The following is a 19,248-nucleotide window of genomic DNA, read 5'->3' on the forward strand; positions in this document are numbered from 1 at the left end:
TGAAGGAAGAGTAGAGAATGATATGGATGGTAGAGGAGGGAACAGCATGTTTCCAGAATTAGAAACAGCAAGACTTAGGTTAAGAGAGCTCACAGAGGAGGATGTTCCTGCGATTTTTCGTTGCTTTTCCAATGAGGCTTTAACACGCTATTATGGGCAGGAGCCTTTTACTGACACACAGCAGGCTGAGCAGTTAATTAAGCAATTTGCTAAAAATTTTGAGGAAAAGCGTGGGATTCGTTGGGGAATTGAACGAAAAGATTCGAATGAAGTGATTGGTACAGTTGGCTTTCATTTATGGTCGGCGGCACATCAACGAGCAGAAATTGGCTATGAAATTCACCCTGATTACTGGCGGCAGGGTTATACAAAAGAAGCTGTGCAGAAAGTAATTGCATATGGTTTTGGGGATATGAACTTAAACCGGATTGGAGCCGTTGTTTTTTTAGAGAATGAGGCATCTTCCAAGCTTTTAATTCAGCTTGGATTCCAACAGGAAGGCATATTGAGGGACTATATGTATCAAAAGGGACAAGCACATGATACATTTATCTATTCTTTGTTAAAAAAAGATGAATAACATAGCTTTAGCGCTTTTATAGAATAATCATTTACTTGGAAATGGATAATAAATAATAATTTAGATGGAGTTTTGAGGCTGCTTTTTTCGGTTATAGTTCTTATATGAACAACAATTCATAAGTTCGTGTAAAAAAGTAACAGATGAGGGGCTGGGTGTTATGGAGCAATATAGCACAGCTTATTTTCAAAAGCTAGATTTACTGTCTAGCTTATACGCGGGACAGGCTGCTTTAAAGGATTCCATTCCAACAGAGAAGGTCAAGCGAATGGAGCGCTATCAACAAATTGAAGCGGCGATTACAAAACTAAATAACGAAATTAGAATAATTGAACGGACCATATTAAAGTCCTCCCATCCTACTAGAAATAGTTAATGGTAGCTCAACCCATGCAGATCCCAGCATGGGTTTTTCGTTTGATAAGGTAAGCTTATGTATTTTTATAATAATTATAGATTTTTCTTATGGGTGATCTACTTGTACACTAAAATAAAAGGGGAGGGTGAAGAGAATGGGGATTGATTTCCATAATCAGCAACATCGTACGTCTTATACAACTAGACAGGCAGATAGCTCATGGAAGGCAGCGTTAGCGAAACATATTCCTTTTCATAGTATGGGAAAGGCAGTAGATATCGGCTGTGGCGGAGGGATTTATGCCAAGGCACTTGTCGATATGGGGGTGGCATCTGTAACAGGTGTAGACTTTTCACTAGCCATGCTAGACGGAGCGAAAGAAAATTGTCGAGCATATCCGCAAATCACATTTGTTCAAGGAAATGCTTTCAATACAGGGCTTGCAGGGGATACTTTTGATATCGTGCTTGAAAGAGCCTTAATTCATCATATACAAGATGTCAAAGCATGCTTTCAAGAGGCATTTCGGCTTTTACAGCAAGGCGGTTATTTTATCGTACAGGATCGCACCCCAGAGGATTGCTTACTTCCAGGGGATGCTCATCATATAAGGGGCTATTTCTTTGAAAGTTTTCCTTCGCTTATTCAAAAGGAAGTAGAGCGCAGACACACTAGTCAGTTGGTGGCAGAAAGCTTACAAGAAGTAGGCTTTCAAGAAATTAGTGAACTCAAACTATGGGAGACGAGACAGGTCTATGCCAATAAGGAGCAATTATTGGCTGATTTACAAGGTAGAGTGGGGCGTAGTCTATTGCATGAATTGAATGACAACCAATTATCGACTCTTCTTGAACATATAAGGAATGCAATTACCACTGAAGGTTCCATCATTGAAAAGGATCGATGGACGATTTGGATCGCCAAGAAAAAATAATAACCACCTTCTGGAGAGGATCAACCCTCTCCATTTTTATTCGATTACAGCATCAAAATCTTACTCCGCTTTCACAGAGCTATCCGTCAATTTACAGGATTTATCCGCCACTTTTAACTTTCTATCCGTCACTTTAGGATTGCTATCCACTACTTTGCACATTTTATCCGCTTTCCCAGAAAAAACCCTCATAGCATCACTACAAGGGATTATTTAGCAAGTGCTAGCAAAAATTCATCGCGGTCTGCTTCTTCCTGCATTTTACTATCGACAAGCATTGCACCTGATTGAACACTTGTGATGTCGTTGTCTACCAGAAACTGTACATTGACCTTGGCTACTTCATTGTTAACCGTACAATCACCCTCAAACTCTACAACATCCTGTCCCTTTTGTGTTTCAAAATAGACCCAATATGGATTTTCACAGGCAGAGGCAAAGGCACTCTCCAAAGTTTTTGCGCTATTTTCATAGGAATAGTTTTTTACGTATGTAATATATTCATTGTCTGTAATATCCTTTTGTGGACCATAGAAGTACCAAAATACCGCTAAGATACCGATTGGCACAATCCACAGTATATTTCTTTTACTTAATTTCCCCATGTGTTATATCCCCCTTTATGTGAATATTTTAACATCTTCTTTTGCATTTTTGCTAGCTTACGATAATATTTTCTATTGAAGGCTGCGATTCTGTTCACAGCGTGAGCTTTGAATTCAGGTGGCAGTTATGATAACGTTAGTTGATAGATTTGTTTCGATGTCGCCAAATGGCTTGGTGAAGGAGGTTTTTACATGCATAAAAGAAGACGTGGTGTGCTGCTAGTTCTTGTGCTGATGTTAATGGGTCTAGCCTTTTTTATCGGCATGAAAATGAGGCCAGTCACACTACCGACTAGAAATCCTGAGACAACGCCCATTCAAGAGGATGCGTCCGAACAGGAAGGTGGTTCAGACAATATAGAGGTCCTCATTCAGGATATTGCTCAATTAGCGCGAGAAGGAAAAGTACCTGATGTGCCATTTGCAGCAGGAGATACAGAACAACAAGCGGTTCGTGAGCAATGGGGAGAACCGCAGCAGGTCACGGAATCCGCCAATGGACAATATGAAGATTATGAGGATGTGACGATTGGTTATCGAGGTTCACAGGCCTTCGATATCCGTTCATCGAAAGAGAATATCAAAAGCATTCGTTTAGCAGATATTAAAAATAAGTTGGGTGAACCTGATGAAGTTCGTTACTATCAGGATCCTTCAACCGATCAAATTATTCTTGTCTACCAAGTAAATGCCAGCTATCAATTAAAGTGGATTTTACCGAAACCGATTGACAGTGATGCCAATCCTACTGTTCATCATATTTCGGTCTATACGGAACTGAAGCCACAAGCGCCAGATACGGTGGAACAAATGACATTGGACGAGAAAATCGGTCAAATGATGTTTGCAGGTGTTTCAGGTACGACGCTTCAGCAGGAGACAATAAGCCTTATTCAAAAGGCTAAAGTAGGTGGTTTAATTCTTTATGGCAATAATCTTGAAACACCCCAGCAAACGGTCACATTGATGAATGACTTAATGGCTGCCAATTCGAATAATCAGCTACCACTTTTCCTTGGCACCGATCAAGAGGGTGGAAAAGTAGTCAGATTACCAGGCGCTTTAAAAAATTTCCCAACGAACCAAAAAATTGGGGACATTAACCAATCCAAGTTTTCATTTGAAGTAGGCCAATTATTAGGGGAGCAATTAAAGGCATTTGGCTTCAATCTGGACTTTGCGCCTGTATTAGATGTCAATAGCAATCCGAATAATCCAATTATCGGGGATCGTTCGTTTTCCAATGATCCAGCTATTGTCAGCAAATTGGGCATTCAAACAATGAAGGGTCTGGAGTCGGAGCAGGTTATTCCTGTCGTGAAGCATTTCCCTGGGCATGGTGACACATCTGTGGACTCCCACTTAGAATTGCCAAAGGTGACAAAAAGCTTGAACGACTTGAATCAGCTAGAGCTTGTCCCATTTAAAGAGGCCATTAACAATGGTGCAGATGTCGTCATGGTCGCACATATTTTATTGCCAAAAATTGATCCACAGTATCCTTCCTCCATGTCGAAGGAAATTATCACGGGTATGCTAAGAAAGCAGCTGGGCTTTGACGGTGTTGTGATGACTGATGATATGACGATGAAGGCCATCACGAATCATTATGCGATCGGGCAAGCAGCTGTCGATTCAATCAAGGCTGGTAGTGATATTATTTTAATCGCTCATGAATATGCCAATATTACAGCAGCGATAGAAGCGGTGAAGGTAGCCGTCAGCAATGGGGAAATAACAGAGGAACGCATCAATGAAAGTGTCCAAAGAATCCTAAAACTAAAAGAAAAATATCAGCTTGTCAATCAGCCCGTGCCAGCAGTTGATATCAACAAGCTTAATACGGACATCGAAAAAGTTTTGAATACGTATATGAAATAAACGCAAAAAGGGACATACAGCTACCAGTGTATGTTCCTTTTTGTGAATGATGGATAGGGTGAGAACGTGGATAAGGAATTCAAATTAGCTAGTCAATTATTACTGTTACTAGATTCTGAACAAAGATGGTTTACTTTAGGGGAGGTTGAAAAAAGCTTACATATTTCAGATAAGACCATACGGAAGCTCGTAGAAGAGATCAATCGGCAATTACCAGCAACAATGACGATTGACGTATCTAGAGGAAAGGGAATTTTTCTACAACGAGATGGGCGAAGTACAACCGTTAGTGAAGTGCTTTCGAGCATGTTCAGGCAAACCATCTTCTATCGCTTCATGCACTTATTGTTTATCAATGGGCAACCTTATTCGATGGAGGAGCTAGCAGAGGCGATGTTTATGAGCACTTCCTCGTTGAAGAAGCTGATTACGCAACTAAATAATCATGATTTGAAGCCGTATAAGCTACGCATTACATACTCGACGCCCGCCGTAAAGGGAAATGAATTGAATATCCGCTATTTTTATTGGAAATTATATGGTGATGCCTATGAGTATACAGGATGGCCATTTACCAATAGTGACTTTGATTTTATCAATCAATGCATCACGCAAATAGAGCATGAGCAAAACATTGTTTATTTTATTAACTCCAAGAGGAAATTATCCTTTTTAGTGGCGATTGTCTTGGAAAGAGTACGAAAGGGGAACTATGTCAAAATTACGGAGGATGATTACGCCTGGGAAAGAGGAATGTTCTATTTGCCAGTAAAAGACTTTGCACAGGCACTGGAAGAAAAATTTTCGATTGAATTACCAAAGCGTGAATTTTTTTTTATGCAATCTCTATTTAGTCTAAGCCAATATCATTATTATGAAGGATCAGACATGACGCCAATGAAGGAAATCGAATTATATAAAAATAAAGAAATTGATCAAATGGCGCAGCAGTTGTTCACCTTATTGGCAAAGGTTTACCCTAATCTACATATGAATGAGCGGTTTAGCTTGGAGGTATATGAGTTTTTAGACAAGCTTTTAATCGATAATGCCATCCCTGAATGGCTGATGATTTCAAAAAGTAATTTAACAAACTATGTTCAAATTGAATGTCAGCAAATTTACCAAGATATGCAGGTCTGTATGCAAACATGGAAAAAAGCGTACCCTTCTATCCTGTATAATGACTTTCATTTAACCAAGCTTACCTTGCTTGTTCGTTCAGGGTTACGTTATAAAAGTAAACGAGCCTTCTTGGTCATTGGAGAGGAATTTTCAATCCGCCATTATATCGCCAATTTAATCAAGAATGAAATTGGGGACCAGCTGATTATTAATACCTCTATTATGAAGGGGTTAACGGATGAGATGGTACAGCAGCATCACATTGATTTTGTCATAAGTAATTTTCCCGTTGCCTTAACGACAGTGCCGGTTGTTATTATATCTACGATTCCTACCAAAAGGGACTTAGATAATATTCGTCAAGAATTGCTTCGGTAATTTGGTCAATTATTTCCCGTACACAACGTAATAATCTGGTCTAGTTTGTCAGGATTATTAAACCTTATACTCATAGTAGTTTCTGAACAGATTTCTTGTAAAAGAAGTAGTTTTGGAAATGGCTGTGGGTATTTTTTATTGATAAATGAAAACGGTTACCTAATTGGATTGGAGATAAATGACAAGTTTTTGGAGGAATGAAAATGAGTAGACATTTAGGAGCAAAAAAGGGAGAAATAGCTGAGCGTGTCTTGCTGCCTGGAGACCCTTTACGTGCAAGATTTGTAGCAGAGCATTTTTTAGAGAATGTCTATTGCTATAACGAAGTAAGAGGAATGTATGGGTATACAGGAACGTTCAAAGGTGTACCGATTTCCGTGCAGGGGACGGGCATGGGGAATCCATCGATGAGTATTTACGGTACTGAATTGGTCAACGATTATGGCGTGAAAAAATTGATTCGTATTGGCACATGTGGCGCGATGCAACAGGACATTCAAATCCGCGATATCATTCTAGCCCAAGCAGTGTCTTCAGACAGCAATTTGACGGAGAAAATTTTCTACGGCAATAATTACGCACCAATTGCGGATTTTTCCTTATTAATGAAAGCGTTTCAACTAGCGCAAGGGAAAAAAGGCAATGTTTTTGTTGGCAATATTTATAATTCAGATGAATTTTATCGTGAAACATTAGACAGGCTTCATAAGTTTATGGAATTCGGTGTTTTAGGGGTAGAAATGGAAAGCACCGCCCTCTATACGTTAGCCGCAAAATATGGAGTAAAGGCATTGTCTATTTTGACGGTAGGTAGTCAACTATTAACAAATGAAAGCTTAACGCACGAGGAAAGTGAAAAATCCTTTTTTGATATGGTGGACATTGCTCTTCATACAATCATCGATGCGTAAGGGATTGCAAGGGATGGGAAGAAAAAGCATTTGAAAACATTGTTCGTTACGGAGGGGACAACATGCATTATATTATTTCGATAGTAGGTCTACTACTCGTGCTATTTTTAGCATGGCTTGCAAGTAATAATAAGAAAAAGATTAAATACCGCCCAATCATTGTGATGATTGTTATCCAGCTTGTTTTAGGGTTTCTATTACTGAAAACAGGTATTGGGGAATTTTTAATTAAAGGATTTGCTGATAGCTTTGCAAAACTACTTGAATATGCCAATGAGGGCACAAATTTTGTATTTGGTGGGATGGCGAATGAGGGTGCACATACATTTTTCCTCTATGTTTTAATGCCAATCGTATTTATGTCAGCCATCATCGGCATATTGCAACATTATAAAATTCTACCGTTTATGATTAAATATATAGGTTTCGTATTAAGTAAAATCAATGGCATGGGAAAACTAGAATCCTATAATGCGGTTGCAGCGGCAATCGTGGGGCAAAATGAAGTATTCATTTCAGTGAAAAATCAAATCGGCTTTTTACCAAAGCATCGGCTTTATACCTTATGTGCTTCTGCGATGTCAACGGTATCGATGTCCATTGTGGGCTCTTATATGACGATGCTAGAGCCAAAGTATGTAGTGGCAGCTCTCATATTAAACTTGTTTGGTGGTTTTATCGTGGCCTCAATCATTAACCCGTATGAAGTACAAGCGGAGGAAGATATAATCGAAGTGCAAGAAGGTGAAAAGCAAACGTTTTTTGAAATGCTAGGCGAATACATTATGGACGGTTTTAAGGTAGCCATCATCGTCGGGGTTATGTTAGTAGGCTTTGTAGGGTTAATTGCCCTCATTAATGGTGTGTTTGATGGCATTTTCGGTATCACATTCCAAGGTTTCCTAGGCTATGTCTTTGCCCCAATTGCGTTTGTCATGGGTGTACCTTGGCATGAAGCTGTGAATGCAGGGAGTATCATGGCGACAAAGCTTGTGGCAAATGAATTCGTTGCCATGCTGGACTTCGTTAAAATCCAAGATAGCTTCAGTGAGCGTACAGCAGCGATTGTCTCTGTATTCCTCATATCCTTTGCTAACTTTGGCTCAATTGGTACCATTGTAGGTGCCGTAAAAGGGTTAAATGAAAAGCAAGGCAATGTAGTGGCACGCTTTGGATTAAAATTGCTATACGGTGCCTCACTTGTAAGTGTTCTATCAGCCATCATTATTGGGATTGTGTTTTAAAGAGAAGAAATGAGAGGTGCATATTTTAGGCGTATCAATCCCTAAAATATGCTTTTTTTTGATCTTTTGTCAGGTGAGAAACATTGTAACTTTCTTCCATGATTTTCGTTTGATCTATTAAGAGGTTGAATTGTACCAGCAGTAAAAATTCATAAGGGGAAGGATAAGAATGAAAACTTTTTATCATTGTTTAATCATGTGGATACCTTTTATAGTGCTGTTTGCCTTAGCTGGATTTGGCTTAGAAGTTTTAGAAGGAAGAAAAATCAGGACATCAGAATATATGACGGGATTTCGTGATTTAGGCGTTGGCTATATGTTCTTAATGGGCTCTTTTGCTTTTATTCTCTATCCGATTTCGTTTTTACCGCTAACATTTATTGTGAGTCGTTTTATGAAAATTGGCTGTTTAAAGTGGTTACCTTCACTTTATTTGGTGGGGCAATAGGGGCTTTTTCTTTCGTAATCATTTATGATTCGCGATTTATAGAAGAATATAATTTAAGTATTATCAATTCGATGCTTATTTTTGGTATTGCGAGTTTACTCTATGCTTTAGTAGAAAATGCGGTGAAGAAAAATATAAAATTTGTTTAACGAATGAATGTGTCTTTTTTTATCTAGCGGCATATGGAAAATTATTTCTACTCATTTCAGTCTAATTACCGATAGCATATTAACGGATTATCCTTTATGGTTAATAGGTCGTAAAAGACACTATCAGGAATATCCTGCAAATATTGAAATGATAGGTGGAAAACAATGAATTATCGAGTTTTATTATATTACCATTACACGAAGATTGAAGACCCAGAGACGTTTTCAGCAACGCACTTAGAAATGTGTAAAGAAATCGGTTTAAAAGGTCGTATTTTAGTAGCCAATGAGGGCATTAACGGGACTGTTTCGGGGACGATTGAGCAAACAGAGCAATATATGGCAAACATGCAAGCAGACCCATTATTCGAAGGCATTGTCTTTAAAATTGATGCGGCAGAAGGACATGCATTCAAAAAAATGCACGTTCGCCCACGTCCTGAGTTAGTCAACTTAGGCTTAGAAGAAGACGTCAACCCACATGAATTAACAGGTCGCTACCTGTCACCAGAACAATTCCTTGCTGAAATGCAAGATGAAAATACAGTAGTATTAGATGTGCGTAACACGTATGAATACGATGTCGGCCATTTTCGTGGCGCGATTCGACCAGAGGTAAAAAATTTCCGTGATACACCAGAATGGGTCCGTGCAAACCGTGAGCTATTCGAAGGGAAAAATGTTTTAACATATTGCACGGGTGGTATTCGTTGTGAGAAGTTTTCGGGTTGGATGAAACGTGAAGGCTTTGGCAATGTCGGTCAATTACATGGTGGTGTAGCAACATATGGAAAAGATCCTGTGGCGAAAGGTCAATTATGGGATGGGCAAATGTACGTTTTCGATGAGCGTTTAACGGTGCCAATCAATCAAGTAGAGCATGTGATTGTCGGTCGTGATCACTATGACGGTGAACCTTGTGAACGCTACATTAACTGTGCAAATCCTGAATGTAACAAGCAAATTATCGCATCTGAAGAAAATGAAGCAAAGCATTTAGGTGGCTGTACAATCGAATGTACAAAGCATGCGCGCAATCGCTACATCGTGCGTCACAATTTAACAGAAGAGCAAGTAGCTCAAGCAATTGAGGCGTTAATTTAAACAAACAAAGCGTTATTAAATATCTTTCATAACCTACTTTATAGAGGTTCTTAAAACACTCAATGTAAGTGTTCAAACTATCCATTTCAACAGTGGACTAGTCTGCTCGCTTATATAGGGTGTTTTTTCTTTTGTAAGGAAAATGTAAATGACTCCATCATTGGTGGAAGGGCGGAAGAAATCTGATGCTGTTTAAAGTAAATGTTCAGAGGGTATTCAACAAAATGTAACAGTGTAAGCACACAAAGTGTTTGTCACTAATTAATCAAAATAGGAGATGATAGCTGATGGGAAACCCACATCTAACCGATCCACGTAAAAAATTTCATACCGAAAAATTCCCAAATCAGGAACAGAACACGCCAGCGCTACAGCATGGAATGATCCCCAAACCTGACTGCGGAGAAGAATCATATAAAGGATACAATCGTTTAGAAGGGCGCAATGCCTTAATTACAGGAGGCGATTCTGGGATTGGCCGTGCTGCCGCTATTGCCTATGCACGTGAAGGAGCCAATGTAGCCATACAATTCTTCCCTGGTGAAGAGGAAGATGCCAACGTCGTTAAAGAATTAATTGAAAAAGCAGGAAGAAAAGCATTACTGCTACCGTATGACTTGCGAGAAGACGGCACAGCGACAGAGATTGTTACAAAAACCGTAGAAGCCTTTGGCGGATTGGACATTCTTGTATTAAATGCTGCGCAACAGATCGCACAGCCATCCCTAAGTGACTTAACAATTAAACAAGTGCAAGACACTTTCAAAGTAAACATCATCAGCATGTTCGAGACCGTAAAAGCTGCTGAAGAACATTTGGAACCAGGAAGTGCAATTATCACCACCACATCGGTTCAATCTTTCGATCCATCCTCATCTTTAATGGATTATGCCGCGACAAAAGGTGCAATAAGCAACTTTATGGTATCCCTATCCTCGTACTTTGCTTCTAAAGGTGTCCGTGTCAATGGTGTTGCACCTGGCCCGATTTGGACGCCGCTTCAGCTAGATAACGGGAAATTAGAAGGAGAAATACCTGAGTTTGGTCAAAATACTCCTCTCGGCCGTGCGGGACAGCCAGTAGAGCTTGCACCCGTTTATGTTCTTCTTGCCTCGGATGAAGGAAGTTATATCACGGGTCAGATTTATGGAGTGACAGGTGGTAAGCCGATAGACTTATAAACTTACTAAAACCACTCTCGACATCAGGGATGTTCCACTGGCTATGGTGGAGAAACAGCTTAAGATAGATAATGAAAACGAACTAAATGATATGCCCCCTATAAGTTAGTAGTTTGTCTCTAACTTAAGGGGGCATCTGCTTTTCAATCACCAATTGGAATCCTCGTTTATAAGTAGGAGCGCTTAGCTGGCCATGAACCTTGTAGTTTACGAAGTTGAACAATTTGTCCTGTATGGTAAGCGTCGTGCAAAAGGATATTTAGATATTGTTGCCAAACTGGAAGAGCGGGACTAGGTTGATCTAATGCCTCTTCTTGCAAGGATGCTAATGAAGATTGTAGGGCATCATGTACGTGAAGGGTTCGATTCACTGTTTCTTGCCAAGCATCTTCATCATGAGCACCGCCTTGGACAAACGTTTCATCATTATTTTGTGGAGCAACAAATGTCTCATCTTTATGTAAGCGAGAAAGTAAGCGCTCTTTAAAGATTAATAAATGGTTTACATTTTCCCATATCGTATTAGCGGCATTTCCTTCTGGTTGCCAACTAGCTTGCGCAGCAGTGAGATTCTTTAATGCTTCTGATAACGGTGGGTACCATTCCTCTTCGTAAAAAACCTGATTGACTCCATTTTGCAAGAGCTCTTTTTTACTCATTTGGATAACCTCCTTTTTGTAACGCTCAAAACATTCCTTACTATTAATTTATCAAATTTTCCGAAAATAGTACATAGTAATAGAATTTTGTTGTTCTTTACTCGACATTGCCATTTCATCTAACTCAAAATCAAATTGTAAAGTTTGCTTGACATACGTAGTGATGTAAAGTAAACTTTACTTAACATTAAATGTATAGTTTGCTTTACATTTATAAAGGAGGCATTATGAAAAACAGAATTCGAGAATTACGAAAATTGAACAAGATTACGCAGGAAGAGTTGTCGAAACAAGTTGGCGTTTCACGGCAATCAATCATTGCTATTGAATCAGGCAAATTCAATCCATCCTTAGAGCTTGCCTACAACATATCCAAAGCGTTCAATAGCACAATTGAAGAAGTGTTTATATTTGAAGAGGGGAGAATGAATGATGGAGATTAATATCTGGGGTATGATTGGATTGTATGGGGGAGTGATTGGTGGACTCCTTGGATGGTGGTTCGGGCGACAGAAAGCTAGAAAAAATAGAGGTTTAGACGAGCTGTACTATCATATTTGGCAAAAGGCGAGATCCTATTCATGGTATGTGACATTAGGAGCGCTGTATGTTTTCTTTACGTTACTCAGTTTTGGGATTGAATTAAGCACTGCCATGGTTTTAGGTATCCTTTTATTAACACAAGTAGCGAGTTGGGGAATCATCGGAATTATGATGACCATCAATATGTCCAGCGCAGCCCCGTTACAGCCCTCGCGTGTGAAGGTGGGCCTATTCGTCTTCATGACGTCTATTATTGTATTCACGATCATCTCGATCCTGACGACAAACTGGCTGTTTTTATTATTTAGCATTCCACCTAATTTAATTGCACTTTTTACTGCACTTATTCCGAAGCGAAAAGATTCCGAGGTAACCTACTAAACTTCATTTAATATCGTACCGTTTTTTCCCCTATAGATATGGTGGTCTATAGGGGTGTTTTTTTTATATATGACATTAAAAGCATCTAAATGGAAAAATGGTTTTGACTAACATTGTTAAAATAAGTAAAATGATAGTTGTTACAGAATTTGGGAGGTGTTTACTTGCATACAAACTATGTTCTATATAATATTGTTCCTTTCGGATTTTTAGTGTTGTTGGTCTATATTTTTATAGATGTATTTCTTGATTACTTTAGAAAAGAAATCAAGAGTAATCAAAGACGTGTTACTTTATACAGCTTTCTTTTCTATTTACTATGTTTACTTCAAATTAAAGTAGGGGGAATAACACTTTTACATCTAAATCCAGAAGACAAGAGTAGACGTTTTATTACAGCTAATGATTGGTTTGGAATTTTTGATAGTATCCACTTCAATATGTATTTGTGGAGCTATTCATCTATAGTTTATAATTTTTTATTATTACTTCCTTTAGGGATATTTTTATGCGTTCTTTTCCATTTTAAAAATAGAAATAAAGCCATTTTTCTAGTGATATCGTGTTGTTTAGGTACAGAGCTTTTACGTCTACTATTAGGGTCGTTTAGTTTAGTTCCTAGGAACATTAGTTCTATAGATGCTATCTACTTGTTATGTAATATACTTGGTGGAATAATTGGTATATTAATAGTGAAAATATTTATGCACATACAAATGAAGCGAAAAGATAAAGTTTATAATGGTAGTTTTAATTGAATAATAGTTTTCGGCAATTGGGCGCGTTTATTTATAAACGTGTCTTTTTCTTTTAAAGGTCGATATTGTTGAATAATACAGTTATTTGAAACCTTTCCTACAATTTACCGTTAAGTATTGTTAAATGGTAATACAAATAGAAAGAGGGATTCGTTATGATTGGTTGGCTTAATATTGGCAGTCTCTTACTTGGACTAGTCGCTTGGATACTTCCAGTTTTCTATCTAATGGGAAATAAAAAACATGAACATTCTAATTGGGGTATCCTTGCCGTTCTCAGCATCAGTGCCTGCGCTATTTCAATTAGTTTTCAGATGTTTTATAATTATCATTTAGTAAAAATTGAGGATTGGACGGCACTCATGGACACGACACGTGCAGTCGTGATAGCCACAGCAGTTCTTCTCATTTTTACATTTATATTAAATGGACTTACTTTTATTGTATATCAAAAGAACAAAAAGTAAGATATTCGTTGCCTGTTCGTATGATTGAAATTTATTTTTGGTTTTCAGAGAGTGTAATGAAGAGAATGGTAATTTTTGGGCCTTTTACAATCGGGCGCTTTATTTAGCGAAAATCTACTCTTTCTCGTGAGATGGCTAGAACAAAGGCTATGAAAAAAATAGTATCAATTATTTTTACGAACAGAAAGCTACCGGTTGATGAGAGGTGCATGTAAAACGAGTGAGAATTCATCTTGGAGCTGTGTACCGAAAAGATCATTCTAAGTAGGCTACACCCGTAAGCACCCGTAATCATGTGCGAGAGTATCGTCAAATGACCGTACTTCTTAAGGTAAGTAATGTGAATTGCTTATAAATTAAAGGTGGTAACACGAGTTGAATCGTCCTTTTGGTTAATCCAAAAGGGCGTTTTTTTTATTCCTTTTTTGAACAAGTATTTGAAAATCTAAACGTATGAGGAGTAAGCATTATGAAAGATAATCATCAAGATTCACAACTAAAGCGGGAATTAAGTAAGCGTCACATGCAATTAATTGCACTTGGCGGATCCATTGGGTCGGTTTATTTTATGACTCTAGTTCAACCACTCAAATGGCAGAGCAGGCAAAGTGAGGAATAGGCTCTAAAGTAGCGGTTAAAACATGAAAAGTAGCGGATACAACGTGAAAAGTGATGGATAGAGCAGGCAAAGTGAGGAATAGGCTCTAAAGTAGCGGTTAAAACATGAAAAGTAGCGGATACAACGTGAAAAGTGATGGATAGAGTAGGCAAAGTGAGGGATAGGGCCATCTATTTTGCTCCTTTTCATTTAAGGGGCATATATTGGGTCCAATTGTTGAATAACATTCTTTTAAGTAAAGTTTCCAAACAAAGCTTCTGGCACTTTAAGTTTCAGCATTTTAATACATGATATACTTAAACGCACTTGAATTAACACAAGGTATATTGTTATCTTTGTAGAATCTAATTATTATAATAAATTGCGGTGGAATTCAATTCTATAAAGGGAGTGTAAAGGTGGACCTACTACTTTGGGTAACTATTGGTTTCATAATAATTGGATTTGTTGTGCTCGCTTCTATGAAAAAAGATATGGAAAGTAAGGTCGCTTTTATAAAATTGAATATGGAAGAAGAGGGAAATTCATCAAAAGCTAAAGCTGTAGTTTGGTGGATATGGAGTACCACTGCTTGGGGGATAGTAAGTCTGTTTCTTGTTGTTTGGTGTGTCCATCATTACTTTGGGTAACTTTTTGGCTTCAAATGGGTAAAAACAGGTACTGCACATTTCTAAATGAAATATTGTAGCAAAATATATTAAAAGCAAAGGGTGGGCATTTTGAAGATAATCGAGACGGAACGATTATACCTTAGAGCGTTAAAAATGGACGATCATCATGAATTATCAAAAGTGCTTTCCGACCCTGAATCTATGCAATATTACCCTCATCCCTTTAATCAAGAAGAGGTTAAAAATTGGATCAGATGGAATGAGAAAAATTATAAGCAATATAATCACGGACTATGGGCAGTTGTTTTAAAAGAAGGAGATCTATTTATCGGTGATTGTGGAATAACCATGCAAAACATTGACGGTGTATGGTTACCTGAAATCGGTTTTCACATTATTAAAGCGTATTGGAATAAGGGGTATGCGACAGAAGCGGCATCTGCTTGTAAGGAATATGCATGGAATGTTCTGGGCTATCCTGAAATATTTTCATACACGACCTTAAAAAATATCCCATCCCAAAAAGTTGCGGAAAAAATCGGGATGAAAAATTATAAGATTTTTGAGAAGAATGGTGAACAACAAATCGTTCAAGTTGCCTACAAAAGTTTATGAATAGTTAGTGACTCATTTTTTATTCCAGAAAAGGGCGCGTTAATATAGGAACGTGTCTTTTTCTTTTAAAGAGTTGAATAGCATGGAATTAGATATTTATTTTATAGAAGGAATGTTATAAGGGGGATTGAATGAAGAAATATATAAAAGGTTTAGTGCCTTGCATTTATTTGATGTTGTCGTTCTTTGTACTATCTGGCTGCAATGCTCAAAAAAGTGGTAATACTTATTATTTATTATTGATGGGTGAAAGTGAAAGCTGGAATCTAACTGGGTATGAAATTGTTATAACACCAGAAGACTTTAAAGCAGGATTTGGGACCTTAAAAATGAAAAACGTCAATACGTATATGACAGATTTCTTCCACTTTGAAACGCATGTGGTTATCGAGAGTGATGATTCAGTAGTTCATACTGATTCAGTTACTGGTGCGACGAATATAGCAGAATATACAACTGGTGCTATTGCAGGGCCATACATCAATAAAAATGGTGACTTTATTACACTGAAAGATATACATGAGATTTATGTGGTCGTTGAATGGTGGGATACTAGTAAGAACGAAAGTATAAAAGAAAGAATAGATTTATTTAACAAATCGAAAAAAGAACAGTCCTTCTTGAAAGAACTATAGGTAAAGTTGAATAACGATCTTCTCGGACGCTTTTCTGAAATAATAGGAAAGCGTCTTTCTTCATGAAAAGGCCATTATCAGTAAGCCCATCTAATACATAGGTACTGTTGCATCATCTAGAAGTGCATTGCATACTACTGCAATCTTGATAAAAAGGCTATTCTAAAATATTTCCAGGAGATTGAACAATTTTTTAGAAAACGAGCGTCTAAGTAGTAGGATTGAAACGAGGTGAGTTGTTGTTGGAACAAATCGTAGAACAATATGGTGAATATTTGTATCATCTTAGCTATTTATATATGAAGGATTTTCAGCTTGCAGAGGAGATTACACAGGACGTACTCATGAAGTACTTATTACATAAAGACGATTTTAGAAAAGATGCTTCATTGAAAACGTATTTAACCCGTATCGCTATTAATTGCTGTCACGATGAACTACGTAAACAAAAGAGAAAATCATTTATTTCAAAGCTTTTACCACTAGGTAGAACTGAACCCTCCGTAGAGCAAACATATATAGCAACTGAAGATTTTGCAACTTTAAAGCAAATTGTCTTTGCATTACCACTTCATTATAGGGAAGTCATTGTACTGTTTTATTATGAAGAATTTGATGTTTCTGAAATTGCTAGTTTATTAAACGTCTCACAAAACACCGTTCGTACAAGGATTCGTCGAGCGAGAGAATTGTTGAAAACAAATCCGGAACTGGAGGCAATATTTTATGAAGGAATTTAAAGACAAGCTAAAAGAAGAATTGCGACAAGATGCCCCATTTACAAACGACATCAAGCAACGTATATTGCAAAAGAAACCCATAAAAAGAAAGTTTAACTGGCAGGTTGTCACCGTATCTATTGCAGCTTGTTTCATTATTGGGTTAATGCTATTCGTTGAGTTTTCTCAAAAGAATAACCTACAAACCGCAAGTCAGCAAAATGAGCTACTACCGATTGTCGATGATGTTTCTTCGTTAGACATCATTCAACCTAAATATGCCCATCTACTTGGAAAACAATGGATGCTGCATTTTTTACCAATGATTATCGATAAGGAAGCCCCCATTACGTATGGAGATTATATTGCTTTTTATGGAACGGATGGGCTTGTCGTTTCAACTGTATTAGGATTAGGGAATGATCATGTAACAATGAAGCAAGGGCAAATTTTAGTAGAGGATACCCCATTAAAAGTACATGGATTAAATGAGCAAATAAAAAAAGAGGAAATTAATGACCCATTTAAGAATCCTTACTTTTTTCATAATTATGGAACAAGACCAGCGCCATTCAATGACAAATCGATTTCTGCGAAAGAAAAAGAAATGGTTGTTTATGACAGTGACGAAGGCCATACGATTATGAAAATTAGTGAGGGGCAATTAGTCGGTAAGGTCGTAGGCTTCCAAAATTTTGAGCTAACATTTGAATTGTCTGAACAGGAGCAGCAAGTTTTTGATGCCTTTAAAGAGGATTATAATATTGAAAAGTTAAAAAATATGACACCCCAAGCGATTACTAAAATGTTTTTATTGAGTGAAATTGAGAAAGATTATGAAACATATGAAGCATTGTTTACAACAAATAAGAACGAAGAAACAGAAAGTGTTCGAAGATATTATGAGAAAACGAAAATCGTACGTCAGGAGTTGTTTACAAAGGAAATAAATCGCCTTATTATTGCAAACCTCTTTGCTGGGCTAGAACATGCGGAGTTTGAGCAACAAACAGATACAACAGGGGTTGTAAAATTTATTTCACTTGAAGGACCAACAGAGCTAGGTATGGAGAAAAATGCCCAAGGAATTTGGCAGCCAGCCTTTAGTTGGGGAATTTATTAGGTTTTTAGAAAGGACATCAATTCTAATTTTCACCAGTATCTTTATCTAACAATCGGACGCGTTTATTTCGAAACGCGTCTTCTTTTATGGGTCATGTAGATTGAATAAAGAGCATGATAGTTTAACGATATAGGTGGATTTTTATGGTAAAATATTTAGTGGAATGTATTTTTGGGGAGAATAGTGAGTTTTAAGAAAAGGAGTGTTCAAAGTTGAAAAAAGTGTTCTCAGGAATTTTTCTTGGGTTGATTCTAATCATGACTTCGTCACCGGCATATGCAGCCGATTTTCAAATAAAAGTTGACGGTGTTACAATTGCATCTGATGTAAATCCAGAAGTTAAAAGTAATCGGACAATGGTTCCTTTACGTGTAATTAGTGAAAATTTAGGGGTAAATGTTGTATGGACGGATGCCCAAATCACCCTTACTAAAAACGATATACAGGTAACACTAAAACTTAATCGTAATCAAGTGGTGAAAAACGGTAAAACAGAACTGCTTGATGTAGAGCCATATATGAAGAATAATCGTACTTTTGTTCCGATGCGTTTTCTTGCCGAAACATTTGGCAGCAATATCACTTACAAAAACGGTACAGTAACGGTTGAGACACATCCTCTCTTTATTGATGGTATAAAAGTAAAAGCATTGCAATACGAATATCATATGACATTAGGCGGAGTCGTACAGCAAATCAATGGGAATGGTTATAACGAAGCTATTTATAATACTTTTATAAAAAATAATGGAAGTAAAATCGAAGCACCTACTTATAATCCTTGGAATTCTCATCCCATTCCAGTAGGAGACTATGATAAAACTGCGCAATTTGATTTTTTAGACCAAGACTCGAACAGTATCAAACGGTTTGATATTTATTTTTCCACGGGGGACTTGGGCGGAGTTTTGGTGCATGATACTACTGCAAATCATTGGTATGTCTACAGTGATACCGCAAGACTGGGAATACTTCAATTAATTGATACAGCCTCGTTGAACGGCTTTGTGACGGTTATGAGTAATACAGTTCCATAAGGTGGATGATAGTATAAACGGGGTTCTATATGGTCACTAATTCACCAATTCCAATATTATCGACACAAAGTAGGATAAAAATCAAAAACTGCATCCATTTAGATGCAGTTTTATTTTTTTCTAATCAGTGTTTCACCAATTGGGATTCCAACCACAACAACCAAAACAGTTAAAATTAACAGT

Annotated in this window: 23 protein-coding genes and 1 other annotated feature; of the genes, 21 read left to right on the top strand and 2 right to left on the bottom strand. The window is 37.6% G+C overall.

Annotated features, from left to right (window positions below):
- Positions 1–46 precede the first annotated feature (46 nt).
- The 3 genes from LBYS11_RS09120 (at position 47) to LBYS11_RS09130 (ending at position 1,872) form a co-directional block, all read left to right on the top strand.
- Entirely contained in the window at positions 47–580 is a 534-nt protein-coding gene (locus LBYS11_RS09120; RefSeq protein ID WP_103117911.1) for a GNAT family N-acetyltransferase, read from the top strand.
- A 160-nt stretch (positions 581–740) separates the two neighbouring features.
- On the top strand, positions 741–956 hold the full coding sequence (locus LBYS11_RS09125) for a hypothetical protein (RefSeq protein ID WP_004228847.1): 216 nt from the start codon (positions 741–743) through the stop codon (positions 954–956).
- 136 nt (positions 957–1,092) lie between these two features.
- Positions 1,093–1,872 carry a class I SAM-dependent methyltransferase gene (locus LBYS11_RS09130; protein WP_103117912.1) on the top strand — a complete coding sequence of 260 codons (780 nt, stop codon included), beginning with the start codon at positions 1,093–1,095 and terminating at the stop codon, positions 1,870–1,872.
- A 209-nt stretch (positions 1,873–2,081) separates the two neighbouring features.
- Here LBYS11_RS09130 and LBYS11_RS09135 read toward each other — a convergent pair whose 3' ends face one another.
- Entirely contained in the window at positions 2,082–2,477 is a 396-nt protein-coding gene (locus tag LBYS11_RS09135) for a hypothetical protein (RefSeq protein WP_048390581.1), read from the bottom strand.
- 192 nt (positions 2,478–2,669) lie between these two features.
- Here LBYS11_RS09135 and nagZ point away from each other — a divergent pair, with 192 nt between their 5' ends.
- From nagZ to LBYS11_RS09170, 7 genes are all read left to right on the top strand, one after another.
- Positions 2,670–4,358: a beta-N-acetylhexosaminidase gene (nagZ, locus tag LBYS11_RS09140; RefSeq protein ID WP_103117913.1), complete on the top strand. Its 1,689-nt coding sequence runs from the start codon at positions 2,670–2,672 to the stop codon at positions 4,356–4,358.
- Between the two features lie 66 nt (positions 4,359–4,424).
- Positions 4,425–5,861 carry an AcpB/EbpR/MafR family transcriptional regulator gene (locus tag LBYS11_RS09145; protein ID WP_158651943.1) on the top strand — a complete coding sequence of 479 codons (1,437 nt, stop codon included), beginning with the start codon at positions 4,425–4,427 and terminating at the stop codon, positions 5,859–5,861.
- A gap of 203 nt (positions 5,862–6,064) precedes the next feature.
- On the top strand, positions 6,065–6,772 hold the full coding sequence (deoD, locus tag LBYS11_RS09150) for a purine-nucleoside phosphorylase (protein WP_103117914.1): 708 nt from the start codon (positions 6,065–6,067) through the stop codon (positions 6,770–6,772).
- Positions 6,773–6,834: 62 nt separating this feature from the next.
- A complete protein-coding gene (locus tag LBYS11_RS09155; RefSeq protein ID WP_048390691.1) occupies positions 6,835–8,016 on the top strand; it encodes a NupC/NupG family nucleoside CNT transporter in 1,182 nt (393 codons plus the stop codon).
- Between the two features lie 169 nt (positions 8,017–8,185).
- The gene (locus LBYS11_RS09160; RefSeq protein ID WP_233732614.1) at positions 8,186–8,464 is read left to right on the top strand and encodes a hypothetical protein; all 279 of its coding nucleotides are present in this window, start codon (positions 8,186–8,188) and stop codon (positions 8,462–8,464) included.
- Between the two features lie 314 nt (positions 8,465–8,778).
- Positions 8,779–9,717 (top strand): oxygen-dependent tRNA uridine(34) hydroxylase TrhO, encoded by a 939-nt coding sequence (locus LBYS11_RS09165; protein WP_054548782.1) that lies wholly within the window; start codon positions 8,779–8,781, stop codon positions 9,715–9,717.
- Positions 9,718–10,004: 287 nt separating this feature from the next.
- On the top strand, positions 10,005–10,898 hold the full coding sequence (locus LBYS11_RS09170; protein WP_054548781.1) for an SDR family oxidoreductase: 894 nt from the start codon (positions 10,005–10,007) through the stop codon (positions 10,896–10,898).
- Between the two features lie 167 nt (positions 10,899–11,065).
- Here the strand turns inward: LBYS11_RS09170 and LBYS11_RS09175 are convergent, their stop codons facing one another.
- A complete protein-coding gene (locus LBYS11_RS09175; RefSeq protein ID WP_048390596.1) occupies positions 11,066–11,557 on the bottom strand; it encodes a DinB family protein in 492 nt (163 codons plus the stop codon).
- A gap of 227 nt (positions 11,558–11,784) precedes the next feature.
- Here LBYS11_RS09175 and LBYS11_RS09180 point away from each other — a divergent pair, with 227 nt between their 5' ends.
- The 11 genes from LBYS11_RS09180 (at position 11,785) to LBYS11_RS09225 (ending at position 19,065) form a co-directional block, all read left to right on the top strand.
- The gene (locus LBYS11_RS09180; protein WP_054548780.1) at positions 11,785–12,000 is read left to right on the top strand and encodes a helix-turn-helix transcriptional regulator; all 216 of its coding nucleotides are present in this window, start codon (positions 11,785–11,787) and stop codon (positions 11,998–12,000) included.
- On the top strand, positions 11,987–12,481 hold the full coding sequence (locus LBYS11_RS09185; protein ID WP_233732617.1) for a hypothetical protein: 495 nt from the start codon (positions 11,987–11,989) through the stop codon (positions 12,479–12,481). Before LBYS11_RS09180 ends, LBYS11_RS09185 begins: the two co-directional genes overlap by 14 nt.
- Before the next feature lie 164 nt (positions 12,482–12,645).
- Complete coding sequence (locus LBYS11_RS09190; RefSeq protein ID WP_103117915.1) at positions 12,646–13,239, top strand: VanZ family protein; 594 nt, start codon at positions 12,646–12,648, stop codon at positions 13,237–13,239.
- Between the two features lie 155 nt (positions 13,240–13,394).
- On the top strand, positions 13,395–13,706 hold the full coding sequence (locus LBYS11_RS09195) for a hypothetical protein (RefSeq protein WP_103117916.1): 312 nt from the start codon (positions 13,395–13,397) through the stop codon (positions 13,704–13,706).
- A 140-nt stretch (positions 13,707–13,846) separates the two neighbouring features.
- Positions 13,847–14,097 (top strand) — a binding site (T-box leader).
- A 78-nt stretch (positions 14,098–14,175) separates the two neighbouring features.
- Entirely contained in the window at positions 14,176–14,325 is a 150-nt protein-coding gene (locus LBYS11_RS23045) for a hypothetical protein (protein WP_158651944.1), read from the top strand.
- Between the two features lie 398 nt (positions 14,326–14,723).
- Entirely contained in the window at positions 14,724–14,954 is a 231-nt protein-coding gene (locus LBYS11_RS09200; protein ID WP_103117917.1) for a hypothetical protein, read from the top strand.
- Positions 14,955–15,044: 90 nt separating this feature from the next.
- Positions 15,045–15,551, top strand: coding sequence for a GNAT family N-acetyltransferase (locus LBYS11_RS09205; protein ID WP_103117918.1), 507 nt, complete (start codon positions 15,045–15,047; stop codon positions 15,549–15,551).
- 131 nt (positions 15,552–15,682) lie between these two features.
- Positions 15,683–16,186 (top strand): hypothetical protein, encoded by a 504-nt coding sequence (locus LBYS11_RS09210; protein ID WP_103117919.1) that lies wholly within the window; start codon positions 15,683–15,685, stop codon positions 16,184–16,186.
- Between the two features lie 242 nt (positions 16,187–16,428).
- A complete protein-coding gene (locus tag LBYS11_RS09215) occupies positions 16,429–16,926 on the top strand; it encodes an RNA polymerase sigma factor (protein WP_016994968.1) in 498 nt (165 codons plus the stop codon).
- Positions 16,913–18,028: a hypothetical protein gene (locus LBYS11_RS09220; protein WP_103117920.1), complete on the top strand. Its 1,116-nt coding sequence runs from the start codon at positions 16,913–16,915 to the stop codon at positions 18,026–18,028. The genes LBYS11_RS09215 and LBYS11_RS09220 overlap by 14 nt, the downstream gene beginning before the upstream one ends.
- A gap of 212 nt (positions 18,029–18,240) precedes the next feature.
- The gene (locus LBYS11_RS09225) at positions 18,241–19,065 is read left to right on the top strand and encodes a copper amine oxidase N-terminal domain-containing protein (protein ID WP_103117921.1); all 825 of its coding nucleotides are present in this window, start codon (positions 18,241–18,243) and stop codon (positions 19,063–19,065) included.
- Positions 19,066–19,248: the final 183 nt, after the last annotated feature.

Source organism: Lysinibacillus sp. YS11, assembly GCF_002896375.1.
In the GTDB taxonomy this organism is placed as follows: domain Bacteria; phylum Bacillota; class Bacilli; order Bacillales_A; family Planococcaceae; genus Lysinibacillus; species Lysinibacillus capsici.